Origin of the sequence: Flavobacterium akiainvivens (assembly GCF_001278115.1) — a bacterium.
GTDB classification, from domain to species: Bacteria; Bacteroidota; Bacteroidia; order Flavobacteriales; family Flavobacteriaceae; genus Flavobacterium; species Flavobacterium akiainvivens.
The window spans coordinates 1,767,858-1,782,736 of the sequence record NZ_LIYD01000005.1 but is presented as its reverse complement, the minus strand read 5'-3'; the positions used below and the strand labels follow the sequence as shown (position 1 = coordinate 1,782,736).

Here is a 14,879-nt window from a genome sequence, read left to right as displayed (position 1 = left end):
TAAAGACATCTTTTTTAATATGAAAAAACAGGTAAATACCACAGAGATGCCCGGAGTGAGCCCGGAGACACACAAAGTTTTTCAAAATGAGTTTTTTAAGACTGCGCTTTCAGCGCGAAGACACAGAGCCTTGCTGATTCTTTGCGTATAGCTCTGTGTCCTCATACCAAAGGTATAAGCCTCTAATTCTCAGCGTATCTTTGGGCCCACTCCGGGTATCTCTGTGTTACAATCTTATTATTTGAGTCCATATAGTAGCCATAACCTGGCGTTTTAAACAAAGTAAAATCGGCGTTTTAAACAAAGTCGCCCCTGCATCATCAGCCTAACTTTGCCTCATAATCTTAAATCAATTAAAAAATGGAAACTACGGTTAGCAACTACAACGGCGCGCTACAGCAGCCCCTTAACTCTGGCTTTAATGCCCAATCTACCACTCAGGATGTTATAAACGGCATCAGCCTTACCGGTAAAACTGCCATAGTAACCGGTGGCTATGCAGGCATAGGGCTGGAAACCACAAAAACGCTTGTGCAGGCAGGAGCCAAAGTAATAGTGCCCGCCCGCGATGTGGCCAAGGCACAGCGCAACCTTGCCGGTATTGATGCCCAAATATGGGCTATGGACCTTATGGATGCCGCAAGTATAGATGCCTTTGCCCTTCGGTTTTTAAACACCGGCAGCCCGCTGCACCTGCTTATAAACAATGCCGGTATTATGTGGGTGCCGCTTAGGCGCGATGCCCGCGGGTATGAGTCGCAGCTGTCTACCAACCACCTGGGGCATTTTCAGCTAACGGCAAGGCTGTGGCCTGCGCTTAAAAAGGCAAATGTGGCACGGATGGTTAACGTGTCGTCTTTCGGGCACCAAATGGCGCCGTTCAACTTCAACGACCCTAATTTTGAACACCGTGAATATGAAACCCTGCTGGGGTACGGCCAGTCTAAATCGGCCAACATACTCTTTGCTGTTGAACTGGCCAAAAGGGGCGCGGCACATGGGGTAAAAGCCTACTCACTACACCCGGGCGCGGTGGGCGATACCGACCTGAATCGTGAGGGCAGCGACCTGCTTATTAAAATGGGCATGCTGGATGCCGATGGAAATGTAACCCCCGAAATGGCGGCCCGGCTAAAAACCATACAACAGGGGGCGGCAACAAATGTGTGGTGTGCCACCAGCCCGCAGCTTGATACTGTAAGCGGGGTATATTGCGAAGATTGCGATGTTGCGCCTATAGACAACGGTGGCATACAGGCCTATGAAGACCGTACTGCCTTTAACGGAGTGCAGCCCTATGCCGTAAGCCGCGAAAATGCCCAAAAGCTTTGGGCAATGAGCGAAACCATGACAGGTGTGGCGTTTAACGCAGAATAAAAAATATGAGCATCTCCGCCGGCCCTGAAGGGGTCGCGTACATTAGCCGGGGGCAACACCCCCGGTATAGTTATTAGTAAGTAAAAATCTCTGTACCATTCCCAACCCTGAAGGGGACGCGCATATTAGCCCGGAATACAATCCCGGATTTCATGAAGGAGATTTATTTAAACATAAAGCCCACCAGGTACACAAAGGGAAAAACACAAAGATTTTTTTAGAGGCACAAGGTCTTGAACTACAGAGGCTTTGTGGTCTTTGTGTCTTTGTGTTTTAAAAAAATGTAGTACATAAGAACCATAAATCTTTGTGTCCCTGGTGTCAAAAAACAACTACTATTTGTGTTTTAATTAATAGCATAACATTCAACCCTGAAAAATCGCACACATTAACCGGGGCAGCTCCCTCGGCAACAAATACAAGTCAAGTCAGCTCCAGAGGAGCGCCATATCTATAGAAACGTAATATTAATATACGCAGAGTCCCATAGGGACGGCATGTAATGATATTGTTTATATGCCGCTCCTACAGAGCTCCTGCCTGCCCATTACCCAATTCTATAAATATGCCACCCCTTCGGGGTTATTCAAATCAATAACTTTCACTAAATTAGCACGTATGGCACATACCTCTTTATACATAACACCCGAAATAAAACTATCGGTATACAGCGATAGCTTTAGTGCCGAAAACGTGGTCTTTGCCGACCATATATTAATATGGTTTTTAGAGGGAGAAACAAAAATCATTACCCCGGCTGAAACCCTTATATTTTCGCCGGGCGATATTTACCTTTTCCCAAGGAATACCGTAGCGGCAATATTTAATATGCCCAAAAGCGGCAGGCCCAACCAGGCGGTGGTAATGCACCTTACCGTGCAGCGGCTTATGGCCTATTATAAAGGCAAGGAAATTAACCCCGCCGAAGCCACCGGCAAAATATTCCGTTTCCGAAACCATCCGCTACTGCAAAGCTGTATGGCATCGCTTAACCCGTATTTTGAGATTGGAGAACAGCTGCCTGCCGAAATTGCTGACATAAAAATACACGAAGCCATTGCCATACTGCGCAACATAGACCCGGATATAGACAGCGTTTTGGCCAATTTTGAGGAACCCGGCAAAATACCCCTTTCCGGCTTTATGGAAAAGCACTATATGTTTAATATGGATATGGAAAAGTTTGGTTACCTCTCGGGGCGCAGCCTTACCACCTTTAGGCGCGATTTTAAAAAGGCCTATGGTACCACGCCCCAAAAATGGCTCACGCAAAAGCGGCTGGAGCTGGCACACCGTTTTATTAAAGATAACCGCCGCCGCCCGGTAGACGTGTACCTTGAAGTAGGTTTTGAAAACCTCTCACACTTTTCGTATGCGTTTAAAAAGCAGTTTGGTTATGTGCCAAGTGAGGTTTTATAGTCTTTTAGACACAAATTTCACAAATTTACACGAAGTTTTTTTCGTTGCTTTCTTCACGCCCCGTCATTGCGAGGAGGAACGCCGAAGCAGTCTTTTTAGAGTTTGAGTGAAGCTATTCCCCTCCCTCGGAGGGGTGCCGGAGGCGGGGTGGTGAAGTAATGACAGGACGTGAAAACAGCAATGAGTATTAGCGAATCTCTGTGCTCACTCCGGGTATCTCTGTGGTATAATTAACTTTTTATCGCCAAAACCGAGTACACCATAGGCAGCTTATTACCCAGATGCTTTACGCGAAATTTACCCGGCTCAAACTCCTCCAGGTTATTGAAGCACGCGTAAGGCGAATAGTCATATTCGTTAAACTGCTCAATAGTAAGCCCGTGTTTAAGCAGCGCGCCCAGCACTTCACCCAGGCTGTGGTTCCAGCTTACGGTTTCGTTGGTTATGGCAGCTTCGGTGTCGGCATAAGTGCCGGTTTCCTGCTCTATAATGGCTTCGTCCTTAAAATAATTATAGGCAATGGTGTTGAAGTTGGTATCCATCATCCACACTACAGGGTGAAATTCGGCAAATACAAACTTACCGCCCGGCTTTAAAAAGTGCGATACCATACCGGCCCATTTATCAACATCGGGCAGCCAGCCTATGGTGCCATAGCTGGTAAACACAATATCAAATTTTTCATCCAAAACATCCGGCAGGCTGTACACATCGCAGCAAATAAACCGGGTGTCCAGGCTCAGTTTCATGGCCAGTTCGCGGCCTTTATCCACCGCAGCACCCGACAGGTCAACCCCCGTAGCTTTAGCACCCATCCGCGAAAGCGACATAGTATCCTGCCCAAAGTGGCATTGCAGGTGCAGTATGCTTTTGCCCTGTACATCGGCCAGCAGGCCCAGCTCAATAGCATTCAGCGTGTTGCGCCCCGCCATAAAACTCTCATTATCATAAAAGTCAGATGTGGTGTGCGTGGCGGTTTTATTATCCCACGCTTTTTGGTTTATGGCTAAGTAATTGGCTTCTTTGTTCATGGCTGGTTTGGTTTTACTTGCCACGAATTACACGAATTAACACAAATCAGTTAGTGTTAATTCGTGTAATTTGTGGCAAACTATCAATTTTTGCTCTCCCAAATTTACCGTTTTGTTATGACACGGCAGCACAGAAAATTTCGTAAATTTGCGCTTTCACAAAACAAGACAAACAAATGGAAAACGGCATTTACGCAAAATTCAATACTAATAAAGGCACCATACTGGTAAAGCTAACGCATGATAAAACCCCGGGTACCGTGGGTAACTTTGTGGGCCTTGCCGAAGGTAACCTTGAAAACCATGAAAAACCACAGGGCAAACCGTATTATGACGGGCTTGCTTTTCACCGCGTTATTCCTGACTTTATGATACAGGGCGGTTGCCCGCAGGGCAGGGGTACAGGTGGCCCGGGCTACAACTTTGACGATGAGTTTCACCCTGAGCTTAAGCACGATGCACCCGGCGTACTGAGTATGGCTAATGCCGGCCCCGGTACTAACGGCTCTCAGTTTTTTATTACACACGTGCCTACACCTTGGCTTGATGGCAAGCACACTGTTTTTGGCCACGTGGTTGAAGGGCAGGATGTGGTTGATGCCATAGGCCAGAACGATAAAATTGAAACCCTTGAAATAATCCGCGAAGGCGAAGAGGCTAAAAACTGGAACGCTATTGAGGCTTTCCGCACGTTTGAAGGTTCTCGCGAAAAGCGCCTTGCCGAACAAAAGCGCCAGGCTGAAGAAGCTATGGAAAAACTGGCTGCCGGTTTTGATAAAACCGAAAGCGGCCTGCGCTACAAAATTATCCAGAAGGGTAACGGCAAGAAAGCCGAGAAAGGCAAAAAAGTATCGGTACACTACAAAGGTGCACTGGAGAACGGTATGGAGTTTGACTCGTCTTACAAGCGCAAGCAGCCTATTGACTTTACAGTGGGCGTGGGCCAGGTTATTGAAGGCTGGGACGAAGGTATCCTGTTACTACAGGTGGGCGACAAGGCACGCTTTGTAATCCCGTCTGACCTTGGTTATGGTTCTCGTGGTGCAGGTGGTGTTATCCCTCCTGATGCTACGCTTATTTTTGACGTAGAACTTATGGACGTTAAGTAGTATTAAGATAATAGTACAAAGTATTAAGACAAAGGCTGCCCGGTTGGGTGGCCTTTTCTTTTGGTTATAGGTCTGGGGTGAGTATTCCACTCCTTCGGAGGGGTGTCCGGAGGGCGGGGTGGTTTATTCATTAAAAAATTCGTCAATCAAACACTTATTAATCAGCGCACCCGCCTTATTTCCCGATGCAACTGCATGGGCTATAGACCGGAATAACGATAGGCAGTCGCCCGCTGCAAAAATGCCGGGTATAGAGGTTTCCATGCATTTAGAAACGAATATGAAGCCTTTCTCAGTCATATCCAGCCCCAGCTTTTCAGGAATAGGGCACTGCTGTCGGAACGGCAACTGGGTGTAGATAACTTCCGGGTGGTCTGCCTCAGTATCTTTAAAGTTAATGGCCTGTATGCACCCGTCAGATTGCTCAATGCCTTCAATCTCATTTTCTACCACTTTAATATTGCGGCTGTTCAGCAAAAACACCTCTTCGGGGCTCAGAGTGCTGGTGCCGTTGGTGTATAAAGTTAACCCATCGGGGCACCATTGGCGTATTACCTTGGCCAGCTCAAAACCCTGGTCGCCATTGCCCAAAACGGCCGTACGCCTGCCCGTGTTTTCATAACCGTGGCAGTAGGGGCAGTGCAGTATGGTGTGCCCCCAGCATTCGGCAAAACCGGGTATATGCGGAACCAAATCGGTAACCCCCGTGGCAAACAGTATTTTTTTGGATATAAAATCCAGGCCGTCATCGGTAACTACTTCAAAATAATTTTCATGCGGAATAACGTCTTCTACCAGTCCGCTAAGGGTAGAAACGGTAGGGTAGGCCACCAGCTGGGCACGGGCATCAGCCGCTATGTCAAGAGGTGGGCGGCCGTCGTGTGTAATAAAATTATGGGCATGGGGCGCCACTTTATTGCAGGGGTTGCCGCTGTCTATAACCAGCACGGTGCGTAGTGCCCGCCCCAGCGACAGCGCCGCCGATAGCCCTGCATAGCTTCCGCCAATAATAATTACATCATACAATTGCCTGTTTGTCATAACCTTGCTTATACACATAAAGTTATACAAGGCAGGGCGGTGGGCAAGGGGTTTTAACTTCGATTTAAGTGGCTGTGCAGCAGATAGCAGATGGCAGTAGGCAGTCACGCTGAGCCTGTCGAAGCGCCATTAACTGGTCTTAGGCAAGTTCATGCAGACAGCTTAAAGAGATGTTTCAGCTCCACTGCGTTTCGCTCAACATGACAAACCTGCCTGTGACAAGACCGTACAAAAAAAGCGGCTCTTTTCAGAACCGCTTTTATATCATGATGCTTACAAATTAAGCGTCGATACCTTTTACAATTTCAAGGAAATCATTTGCCTTAAGCGATGCACCGCCTATAAGGCCGCCATCTACATCGGGCTTACCGAAAATCTCAGCTGCATTATCCGGCTTCACGCTGCCTCCGTAAAGGATAGAGGTTTCCTCGGCAACCGAAGTGCTTACGTTCTCTGCAATCAGGTTGCGGATAAACGCGTGCATTTCCTGCGCCTGCTCAGGGCTTGCCGTTTCGCCTGTACCAATGGCCCAAACCGGCTCATACGCCAGTACAACGCTGCTCCACTGGCCTTGTGCAATGTGGAAAAGGCCTTCCCTCAGCTGGCTTTCAACCACGGCAAAATGGTTGCCGCTTTGCCTGTCGGCAAGTTCTTCGCCAAAGCAAAAAATAACGGTAAGGTTGTGCTGTAGTGCAGTATCTACTTTTTTGGCAAGAAGCTCGTTAGTTTCGCCAAAGTAAGCACGCCTTTCTGAGTGGCCCAGGATAACCGTGTTTACTTTAATAGCCTTAAGCATATTAACCGATACCTCGCCGGTATAAGCGCCGCTTTCGGCCTGGTGCATATTTTGTGCTGCAACTATAATGTTAGTGCCGTGTGTTTTTTCAACCGCTTTTGTAAGGTTTACAAAAGGTGGGGCAATTACAATCTTGGCAGATGTAAACTCAGGTTTTTTAGCCAGTAGCTCATCAATCAGGGTTTCGGTCTGGTTAATGTCGTTGTTCATTTTCCAGTTGCCTGCAACTATCTTTTTTCTCATTATTTCGGGTTTATTTCAGTTTGTTTAACGTTTCGGTCAGTTTCGGGTCATCCGCCTCAATGGCTTTAAACAGTGCAATTTTGCTGTCTTTGTCTATAACCATGTAGCGCGGAATCCAGTCCAGCTTAATATCTTCGGCAAAAGCGCCCTCTTTCATGCTGGTGCCCACGTGGTAGTTATCGCCCACGGCGCCATATTTTGTAATACCCTCTTTCCAGCGGGCATCTTCGCGGTCATAGCTTAAAAAAATGTATTTTACATCAGGAAACTCTGATTGCAGCTTGTGCACCTTTGGCATGCCTTTAATACAATCCGGGCACCATGAGGCCCAAACATCAATTACAACGGTTTTGCCTTTATAGCGCTCCAGTATATCTTTAAAAGCCACCTCAGTACCATCCAGCGCCTTCATTTTAGCCTCAAGGGCTTCGGCGCCAAAGGCGGTACCGTCATTTTCTTTTTTGCATGACACCATTGCGAAAAGTATTACGGGCAGTAAAAGTAATTTTTTCATTTTAATATATAGTTAATTGTAGCAAATTTACGATATGTAGATGAGAGTATGGTTATTTTTCAGGTATAAGCGGTAATGCATGACGGTAGTATTCAAAACCCTCCCAGGTGAAGGTTACATCAGGGCGTATGCCAATTTGCGACGGCCATACATCTTCAGTAACATCATCTTCCCCATAAATCTTTTCGCAATTACCATCACTATCATAATAAAAAAGGTATTTTCGTTCGCCGTTTACATTATAATATTTTTCTACTTCCACTACTTTTTCGGCATCGTCTTTAAACTTTACTTTTGCCCAGCATATAGAGGCACCATCTGGTTCGGTTTCATCTACATAAACCATCTTATCTATTAAGATAGCATTTTCATAATGCAGGGTTTCTGATATTTCATAGCCGGAATTTTCATAGCTAAAGGAAAAATGGGCATTAGGGTTATCCCTTAAAATTTGCTGAACATCCTCTCTGCCATTAATATAATAATAGGTAGAGTCATACTCCTGATTAATGAATAATTCTGATTTAATCTCTTTACCATCTACAAAATACCTTTTTTGGTACTGTTTTATAGCATTGATTTCAGAAACCGGAATTTCATTCATTTGCCAATCGGTATACTTTATTTTTGTTTCCATAGTATAGTATCATGTTTATAACAATCGTATCCTCGGGTCAAGGTACGCATAAATAACATCTACTATAATATTGATAACCACAAAAGTGGCGGCAATAACCAGTACACTGCCCATAATAACAGGCAGGTCGAGCGTATTGAGGGCTTCAACTACCTCTTTGCCCAGGCCGTTCCACCCAAAAATGTATTCTACAAACACCGCCCCGGCCAGCATGCTTGCAAACCAGCCCGATATGGCCGTTACCACCGGGTTAAGCGCATTTTTAAGCGCATGTTTGCGAATGATTTTCACCTCGCTAAGCCCCTTGGCACGCGCGGTGCGGATGTAATCCTGCCCCATAACCTCAAGCAGGGAGTTGCGCATAAGCTGTATGACCACACCAAGCGGACGTATGCCCAGCACTATAGCAGGCAATATAATGTTTTTCCATTTTATGTGGCTGCCTTCGCCAAAATCGTCTACTTCATACAGGCTGCCGGTCATGCTCAGTCCCGTAATTTCATGCAGTAAAAAGCCAAACACCCAGGCAAACAATATGGCGGCGAAGAATGATGGCAAACTCATGCCCAGGGTACTTACAAGGGCTATGGTGCGGTCTATCCACGTGTCTTTATACAGTGCCGATACCACACCTAAAATAATGCCTATTACTATGGCTATGATAATGGCAAAGCACGCCAGCACTACGGTATTGGGCAGTGTATCGCCTATAACCTGGGTTACTTTCTTGCCGCTTTTCTGGAAGCTTTCGCGTAAATACGGAGCCTTTAAAACGGTTGTAGTACTGCCAATGGTAAACAGCTTTGCAGCCGAGTATTTATCTTCAGATAGATAGGTATAATCGTCTGCATTCGTGCTGTGGAATGACAGCGGCGAAAGGTCATTCAAATAATAAAAGTATTGCGTACTGATGGGCTTATCAAACCCGTATTTTTTGCGGATTTTTTCCAGCTGCTCGCTGTTCTCGTTCTGGTCCAGCATCATGCGGGCAGGGTCGCCGGGCAGTACCGTAAACAAAAAGAATATAACTGTTACCACCCCAAAGAGCGTTAACAGTGCATATCCTGTTTTATGTAAAAGGTACTTTATCACTTTCTGCGTATTGCTTTAAAGAAATTACTAAACAGGTACCTGAAGTTTATCATCATAGAAATAAGCAGCACCATGCAAGACAGCAGTACTATGGCAAGATCCCAGTTGGTTGCTATGGGCTGCGAAAAACGTATGCCCACAATGCCCAGTACACAAAGTATAAGCCCGGTAAGTGCCGATGGTTTTTTACGTGTTGTTTCCATACGATGCGTATTTAATTTGTTTTCCTGCTTTCTTTAAAGAAGCGGTATAAAAAAATGCTGTTATAAACTATAGATATAAGTATGATAACGTAGCCCAGTATTTTTATAGCCTGCTCCCAGCCGGTGGCTTGTGCGGACACATTGTGTACCAGCATGTAACCCGTTAAATAAAGTATAGCACCGGCAAAAAGCCGTTTTATCCAGACTCTTTGTTGCATGGTTTATTTTTTAAGTGCGGCCTGTAGTTCGGCAGCTTTAAACTTCTGGTCGTTTATGCCCTGCCATTCTTTAACCTTGTTGCCGTTGTATTGGTAAATAATACCCGGGGTATCGTTTTGCATGCCCAGCACTTTCCAGAATGTGCCTACCTCAAGCACCGTGTACGGATATTTTTTCCCTGCAAAGGCAAAGAAATCAGGAATTAGGTCGGCTTCTTCATCCATAAAAATAATATATACATCTGGGAAGTTTTTATCCTTGGCCTTCATGGCGGCAAGCTGCTTGGCGGTATCGCGGCAATGCTCGCAGCCCGGAGCAAAAAACGCTATAATTTTCTTGCCCTTATCGGCATTGGCAAAATATTGTGAGTAAGGCGATTTTACAGGCTTGGGTCCTTCTTCCTGTGCCGGTTTAGCAGCTTCAACAGCCTCTGTAGACGGAGAAACCGGTGCTACAGGCGTGCCCTGTGCCGGTAATGCGGCAGTGTCGGTAGGGGGAGTGGTGTCCTGCGGGGTTTCAGGGGCTACGGTGTCAACCTCGGTTTCGTCATACACTACAACGCCGGTTTCGCTTTTGCCTTTAGTAGCCTCAACCGCTATAACCACACCGGCAATACACACGGCAGTAACGCCTACAAGTACCCACGGGTTGCGTTTATCGGGCGTGGATTTAAGTAGTATTTGCAGCCAGATTAAAAGGCCTATGGCTACTATGTTTTTAATAATGGCCTCAATGGGAGTCATGGGCAGCAGTTCGCCAAAGCAGCCGCAGTTGCCCTGATTGCCGTTCATGCCTATTTCAATGCCTAACTGAATAATAAATACCGCCAGTAGCGCTATGGTGGCCGGTATTACTACCTTTTTTAAGAAATGCGGTTGCAGGATTAAAAAGCCCAGTGCAAACTCCACCCCTATAAGCGTGCGCGACAGGAATTTTGCAAGCCCCTCGCCAAAGCCCATAGGCAGCAGCTGCTTCATTTCAAAAGTGGTAATGGCAAAGTGCGGAGACGGGTATAACTTGGCTACAGCCGATACTAAAAACAGTATGGCAATCACGCCACGCAGTATATATCCTAAATTTTGTTTGTTGTTGTTTTCCATTAGTTATTAAGGTTTCCCCAAAAATAAGCCATGGGGCGGTAGGATTTGTTAATGAGATGTTATTGAGGCGGCAGATAGCAGGTGGCAGATAGCAGGAACTTCACTCGCGCCCTAAAAAACTTTGTGTGCCTTTGTGCCTTCTTTGCGCATCTTTGTGGTACAAAATTACTCCTGCGCAAACCCTAAATGAATCAGCGCAAAAACGGCATAGTTAAGCATATCCTGGTAATTGGCGTCTATGCCTTCGCTTACTATTGTTTTACCTTTGTTATCTTCAATTTGCTTTACACGAAGCAGTTTCTGCAAAATCAGGTCGGTTAAAGAGCTAACGCGCATATCGCGCCATGCCTCGCCATAGTCGTGGTTTTTAGCCAGCATCAGGTTTTTGGTCAGGGTTACCTTTTCGTCATACAGGCGGGTGGCTTCGTCAGTTTCAAGGTCGGGTTGTGTGGCCACGCCCAACTCTAAGTTAATCAGCGCCATAATGCTGTAGTTTACAATAGCAATAAATTCGCCGGTTTCGTCTTCGTTAACCATACGCACGGCATTTTCCTGCAGGCTGCGTATGCGTTGTGCCTTTATAAAAATCTGGTCGGTAAGCGACGGCAGGCGAAGTATGCGCCACGCCGGGCCGTAGTCTTTCATTTTGTTGGTATAAAGCTGCCTGCAAACGGCTATAACGCGGTCATACTGCTGGGAGGTATTGCTCATTAAGTGCTATCTTTGTAGTGAAATTTTTTCAAATGTACTAAAAAAACAGCTTATGTACATCAACTGCAAAGGCCGCCTGTTGAGCCTTTCATCGCCCAAAGTAATGGGTATACTAAACTGCACGCCCGATTCTTTTTTTGACGGAGGAAAATACCGCAATGAGGCTGAACTGCTTACTCAGGCTGAGAAAATGCTTGCCGAGGGTGCCACGTTTATAGATGTGGGGGCGTATTCGTCTAAACCCAATGCCGAATTTGTTACGGAAGAGCAGGAACTGCAACGCGCCGTGCCGGTGGTAGAGCTGCTGGTAAAGCATTTTCCGGATGTGCTGATATCGATAGATACCTTCCGTGCAAAAGTAGCTGAGGCCACCATTAACGCCGGTGCCGCTGTAGTGAACGATATTGCTGCGGGGCTTTTGGACGAGAATATGATTGCCACAGTAGGTAAGCTGAAAGTGCCCTACATTATGATGCACATGCGCGGCACACCGCAAACCATGGTTAAGCTTACACAGTATGACGATATTGTACAGGAAATGCTGCTGTACTTTAGCCAGCGCATTGCCGAAGCGCGCAGGCACGGTGTTGACGACATTATTATGGACCCCGGCTTTGGGTTCGCCAAGACTTTGGGGCAGAATTATGAAGTAATGAACAAACTGGAGCTGTTTAAGACTGCCGGGCTGCCATTGCTATCAGGTATATCGCGAAAATCTATGTTATACAAATTGCTGGGCAATACCCCACAGGAGGCCCTTAACGGCACCACGGCGCTAAACATGGTTTCGCTTATGAAAGGTGCTAAAATATTGCGCGTGCACGATGTGAAAGAAGCGGTGGAAACGGTACGGATTTATGAGGCTATGACAGCCAATTGATTGCAACAGGCCACAAAAAAAGGCTGCCCTCGGGCAGCCTTTACTGTATACTTATAACTGTAAACCGTTAACTATTCTGTCAACTGAATACTGACCACTGATTACTGGTTACCTTTTTGGTAGTCAGCAAGGAACTGAGCAAGGCCCAGGTCTGTCAGCGGGTGCTTAAGCAGGCCGGCAATGGCGCTAAGCGGGCCGGTAATAACATCGGCACCTATTTTAGCACAGTTAACAATGTGCATGGTGTGGCGTACAGATGCGGCAAGTATTTCGGTTTCATAACCGTAGTTGTCATATATCTCGCGGATTTCCTGTATAAGGTTAAGGCCATCGGTAGAAATATCGTCAAGGCGGCCAATAAACGGCGATACATAAGTAGCACCTGCCTTAGCGGCAAGAAGCGCCTGGCCAGCACTGAATACAAGGGTTACGTTAGTCTTAATGCCTTTATCGGTAAAATATTTACAAGCCTTAATGCCGTCTTTTATAAGCGGAAGCTTTACCACAATTTGCGGGTGCAGCTCAGCAAGCTCTTCACCTTCGCGTATCATGCCTTCAAAATCAGTAGCAATAACCTCTGCACTTACATCGCCGTCTACAAGGTTGCAAATGTCTACATAGTGCTTAAGAATGTTGTCTTTACCGGTAATGCCCTCTTTAGCCATTAAAGACGGGTTTGTGGTAACGCCATCAAGAACACCAAGTTCCTGGGCTTCTTTTATTTGTGCAAGGTTAGCTGTGTCAATAAAAAATTTCATGATATAAAAATTATGTTGTTTGTTGTTTCGTGTTAAAATCGGTACATAAGCTGCACGCCTGCTTCTATCCTCATTAGCTGTTCCCTGTCGTCACTGGGCAGTTTTACTTTTTCGGTAAAGCCGTCCGGGCCTTTGTAAGTAAACCTCCTTAGGCTGGCTCCTGTAAAATTAATTTTTGGCCCCACAGAAAAATCTTCAAATAGCAGGTATTGGTAAGTAAGGCTAATAGAAGTGCCCAGGCCACCACCGGTTATTTTATAATCATCTATAACAAAAGCCTTGTTGCTAAAGCGCATATAGCCAAAAGAGGAATGAAAATAAAGTTTTTGCCTTTTTTCCTGGAAGATGTTAAAAATAAGGCCCGCACCATAAAAAGATATGGTAATATCATCGCTCACCCTGCTATTGCCGGTTTGGCCGTTAGGGGCAGTAACATCGTGTGTGCCCGGCATGGTGTCAGATGCTTTAAATGAATTAAACTCAAGGCCTGCACCTGCACGGTAGTTAAACATATAGTAGGCACTGGCCTGGTAGCTGTAACCTTGTCTTAGTTGTTTCATGTGCTCTCTAAAAGCACCGGTATAGCCATTTTGAATATTGGCAAGGCGGTATGAATAAAAGCCGCTTGCCGAAACCATAATTTTTTCGTGGTCAGAAACATCAAAGGTTTCAGTATTTTGGGCTAATGCGCAAAAAGGGCTTGCTGCAAATAATAGAAAGGCGAGTAAGGTTTTTTTCATTGGTTGATATTTAACTATAAACTGGCACAAAACTACAATTTATAATGGTTCATAAGCATCTTTTCATACACTTTATCGGGCAAAATGCGTTTTAGCACAATACTGAATTTTTGCATAAAAGCACCCACTTTGTAGTGTACGCCCGGGTTTGGCGTTTTCATTATGGCATAAACGGCCTCGGCCATTTGCAGTGGGTCGCTACCGGCATCAACGTGCTGGTTCATGGTGCTTAGTATGCCGCCATACACCTGCTCATAAGGCGAGCCTTTAAGTACCGGGGCGTGGTAGCGCCTGTCGGCAATGCTGGTGGCAAAATCGCCGGGGGCCACACTGGTTATGGTAATGCCAAACGATTTTACCTCCATGCGCAGGGCTTCGGTTATAAGTTCAAGCGCACCCTTTGAGGCCGAATATACCCCGCGGTAGGGCAGGCCCATGTATCCGGCAATAGATGTAACGTTTATAATTAGCCCGCTTTTTTGCGCGCGCATTTGCGGCAGCACGGCTTTCATAACTTCAATGGGGCCAAACAGGTTGGTTTCAAAGTTGTTTTTTATTTCTTCGGCAGGAATTTCTTCTATAGGGCCGGTAATGCCCACACCGGCATTGTTTACCAGCACATCTATAGTGCCGGCTTCGGCAATAACCTGTGCCACGGCTGCTTTAATGCTTTCAGTATTGCGCACATCAAGCGCCACGAGCGGAAACTTACTGTTAGTCACCGTTTGCGGGTTGCGGCTGGTGCCATACACGCGGTAGCCCTTGGTTAGTAAAAATTCGCCTGTTGCCCTGCCTATGCCCGACGAGCCGCCGGTTATAAAAATTACTTTGCTCATTAAAGTATATTTGTGTGTGCGAAAATAAGCATTGTTTTTTAGCTGTCAGCAGTTAGCCTTCAGCTTTCAGAAAAAATATAATCTTGAGAATTTAAGCAGTATGTCTCGTTTTATCTGATGGCTGATTGCAGAAAGCTAATAGCTAACCGCTTAAAACAAAAAAATCCCCTTAG

General features: G+C 46.0%; 17 protein-coding genes. 4 read left to right on the top strand and 13 right to left on the bottom strand.

Annotated elements, in window-relative coordinates; translation table 11 throughout:
* Nucleotides 1–360 precede the first annotated feature (360 nt).
* Both AM279_RS07840 and AM279_RS07835 read left to right on the top strand, forming a co-directional pair.
* Nucleotides 361–1,377 carry an SDR family NAD(P)-dependent oxidoreductase gene (locus AM279_RS07840; RefSeq protein WP_054407348.1) on the top strand — a complete coding sequence of 339 codons (1,017 nt, stop codon included), beginning with the start codon at nt 361–363 and terminating at the stop codon, nt 1,375–1,377.
* Nucleotides 1,378–1,995: 618 nt separating this feature from the next.
* On the top strand, nt 1,996–2,796 hold the full coding sequence (locus AM279_RS07835; RefSeq protein WP_054407346.1) for an AraC family transcriptional regulator: 801 nt from the start codon (nt 1,996–1,998) through the stop codon (nt 2,794–2,796).
* A gap of 230 nt (nt 2,797–3,026) precedes the next feature.
* On the opposite strand, the gene AM279_RS07830 is transcribed toward AM279_RS07835, so the two are convergent.
* Nucleotides 3,027–3,827, bottom strand: coding sequence for a class I SAM-dependent methyltransferase (locus AM279_RS07830; protein WP_054410202.1), 801 nt, complete (start codon nt 3,825–3,827; stop codon nt 3,027–3,029).
* A gap of 176 nt (nt 3,828–4,003) precedes the next feature.
* On the opposite strand from AM279_RS07830, the gene AM279_RS07825 reads away from it, so the two are divergent.
* Nucleotides 4,004–4,936: a peptidylprolyl isomerase gene (locus AM279_RS07825; protein ID WP_054407344.1), complete on the top strand. Its 933-nt coding sequence runs from the start codon at nt 4,004–4,006 to the stop codon at nt 4,934–4,936.
* 123 nt (nt 4,937–5,059) lie between these two features.
* On the opposite strand, the gene AM279_RS07820 is transcribed toward AM279_RS07825, so the two are convergent.
* The 9 genes from AM279_RS07820 to AM279_RS07785 all read right to left on the bottom strand — a co-directional run bounded on the left by AM279_RS07820 (nt 5,060) and on the right by AM279_RS07785 (nt 11,492).
* Nucleotides 5,060–5,977 (bottom strand): NAD(P)/FAD-dependent oxidoreductase, encoded by a 918-nt coding sequence (locus tag AM279_RS07820; RefSeq protein WP_054407341.1) that lies wholly within the window; start codon nt 5,975–5,977, stop codon nt 5,060–5,062.
* Nucleotides 5,978–6,257: 280 nt separating this feature from the next.
* Complete coding sequence (gene tpiA, locus AM279_RS07815) at nt 6,258–7,016, bottom strand: triose-phosphate isomerase (protein ID WP_054407339.1); 759 nt, start codon at nt 7,014–7,016, stop codon at nt 6,258–6,260.
* 10 nt (nt 7,017–7,026) lie between these two features.
* Nucleotides 7,027–7,530, bottom strand: a complete 504-nt coding sequence (locus AM279_RS07810) for a TlpA family protein disulfide reductase (protein ID WP_054407337.1) — start codon at nt 7,528–7,530, stop codon at nt 7,027–7,029.
* A 52-nt stretch (nt 7,531–7,582) separates the two neighbouring features.
* Nucleotides 7,583–8,167, bottom strand: a complete 585-nt coding sequence (locus AM279_RS07805; RefSeq protein ID WP_054407335.1) for a hypothetical protein — start codon at nt 8,165–8,167, stop codon at nt 7,583–7,585.
* A 15-nt stretch (nt 8,168–8,182) separates the two neighbouring features.
* Entirely contained in the window at nt 8,183–9,259 is a 1,077-nt protein-coding gene (locus tag AM279_RS07800) for an ABC transporter permease (protein WP_054407333.1), read from the bottom strand.
* Nucleotides 9,256–9,462: a hypothetical protein gene (locus tag AM279_RS07795; RefSeq protein ID WP_054407331.1), complete on the bottom strand. Its 207-nt coding sequence runs from the start codon at nt 9,460–9,462 to the stop codon at nt 9,256–9,258. Before AM279_RS07795 ends, AM279_RS07800 begins: the two co-directional genes overlap by 4 nt.
* A gap of 11 nt (nt 9,463–9,473) precedes the next feature.
* Entirely contained in the window at nt 9,474–9,680 is a 207-nt protein-coding gene (locus AM279_RS20480; protein ID WP_143090382.1) for a hypothetical protein, read from the bottom strand.
* A 3-nt stretch (nt 9,681–9,683) separates the two neighbouring features.
* Nucleotides 9,684–10,781: a TlpA family protein disulfide reductase gene (locus AM279_RS07790; protein ID WP_054407329.1), complete on the bottom strand. Its 1,098-nt coding sequence runs from the start codon at nt 10,779–10,781 to the stop codon at nt 9,684–9,686.
* 165 nt (nt 10,782–10,946) lie between these two features.
* Complete coding sequence (locus AM279_RS07785; RefSeq protein ID WP_054407327.1) at nt 10,947–11,492, bottom strand: DUF1599 domain-containing protein; 546 nt, start codon at nt 11,490–11,492, stop codon at nt 10,947–10,949.
* A gap of 52 nt (nt 11,493–11,544) precedes the next feature.
* On the opposite strand from AM279_RS07785, the gene folP reads away from it, so the two are divergent.
* On the top strand, nt 11,545–12,372 hold the full coding sequence (gene folP / locus AM279_RS07780) for a dihydropteroate synthase (RefSeq protein ID WP_054407325.1): 828 nt from the start codon (nt 11,545–11,547) through the stop codon (nt 12,370–12,372).
* Nucleotides 12,373–12,473: 101 nt separating this feature from the next.
* Here folP and fsa read toward each other — a convergent pair whose 3' ends face one another.
* Genes fsa through AM279_RS07765 form a run of 3 tightly spaced genes read right to left on the bottom strand, consistent with a single transcriptional unit; the run spans nt 12,474 to nt 14,706 of the window.
* The gene (gene fsa, locus AM279_RS07775) at nt 12,474–13,130 is read right to left on the bottom strand and encodes a fructose-6-phosphate aldolase (protein ID WP_054407323.1); all 657 of its coding nucleotides are present in this window, start codon (nt 13,128–13,130) and stop codon (nt 12,474–12,476) included.
* Between the two features lie 32 nt (nt 13,131–13,162).
* Entirely contained in the window at nt 13,163–13,870 is a 708-nt protein-coding gene (locus AM279_RS07770) for a hypothetical protein (protein WP_054407321.1), read from the bottom strand.
* Between the two features lie 32 nt (nt 13,871–13,902).
* A complete protein-coding gene (locus AM279_RS07765; protein ID WP_054407319.1) occupies nt 13,903–14,706 on the bottom strand; it encodes an SDR family oxidoreductase in 804 nt (267 codons plus the stop codon).
* Nucleotides 14,707–14,879: the final 173 nt, after the last annotated feature.

Bases quoted from the DNA above. Each gene is read 5' to 3' on its own strand.
- AM279_RS07840 (WP_054407348.1), top strand. From the start codon at position 361: ATGGAAACTACGGTTAGCAACTACAACGGCGCGCTACAGCAGCCCCTT.
- AM279_RS07835 (WP_054407346.1), top strand. From the start codon at position 1,996: ATGGCACATACCTCTTTATACATAACACCCGAAATAAAACTATCGGTA.
- AM279_RS07830 (WP_054410202.1), bottom strand. From the start codon at position 3,827: ATGAACAAAGAAGCCAATTACTTAGCCATAAACCAAAAAGCGTGGGAT.
- AM279_RS07825 (WP_054407344.1), top strand. From the start codon at position 4,004: ATGGAAAACGGCATTTACGCAAAATTCAATACTAATAAAGGCACCATA.
- AM279_RS07820 (WP_054407341.1), bottom strand. From the start codon at position 5,977: ATGACAAACAGGCAATTGTATGATGTAATTATTATTGGCGGAAGCTAT.
- tpiA (WP_054407339.1), bottom strand. From the start codon at position 7,016: ATGAGAAAAAAGATAGTTGCAGGCAACTGGAAAATGAACAACGACATT.
- AM279_RS07810 (WP_054407337.1), bottom strand. From the start codon at position 7,530: ATGAAAAAATTACTTTTACTGCCCGTAATACTTTTCGCAATGGTGTCA.
- AM279_RS07805 (WP_054407335.1), bottom strand. From the start codon at position 8,167: ATGGAAACAAAAATAAAGTATACCGATTGGCAAATGAATGAAATTCCG.
- AM279_RS07795 (WP_054407331.1), bottom strand. From the start codon at position 9,462: ATGGAAACAACACGTAAAAAACCATCGGCACTTACCGGGCTTATACTT.
- AM279_RS20480 (WP_143090382.1), bottom strand. From the start codon at position 9,680: ATGCAACAAAGAGTCTGGATAAAACGGCTTTTTGCCGGTGCTATACTT.
- AM279_RS07790 (WP_054407329.1), bottom strand. From the start codon at position 10,781: ATGGAAAACAACAACAAACAAAATTTAGGATATATACTGCGTGGCGTG.
- AM279_RS07785 (WP_054407327.1), bottom strand. From the start codon at position 11,492: ATGAGCAATACCTCCCAGCAGTATGACCGCGTTATAGCCGTTTGCAGG.
- folP (WP_054407325.1), top strand. From the start codon at position 11,545: ATGTACATCAACTGCAAAGGCCGCCTGTTGAGCCTTTCATCGCCCAAA.
- fsa (WP_054407323.1), bottom strand. From the start codon at position 13,130: ATGAAATTTTTTATTGACACAGCTAACCTTGCACAAATAAAAGAAGCC.
- AM279_RS07770 (WP_054407321.1), bottom strand. From the start codon at position 13,870: ATGAAAAAAACCTTACTCGCCTTTCTATTATTTGCAGCAAGCCCTTTT.
- AM279_RS07765 (WP_054407319.1), bottom strand. From the start codon at position 14,706: ATGAGCAAAGTAATTTTTATAACCGGCGGCTCGTCGGGCATAGGCAGG.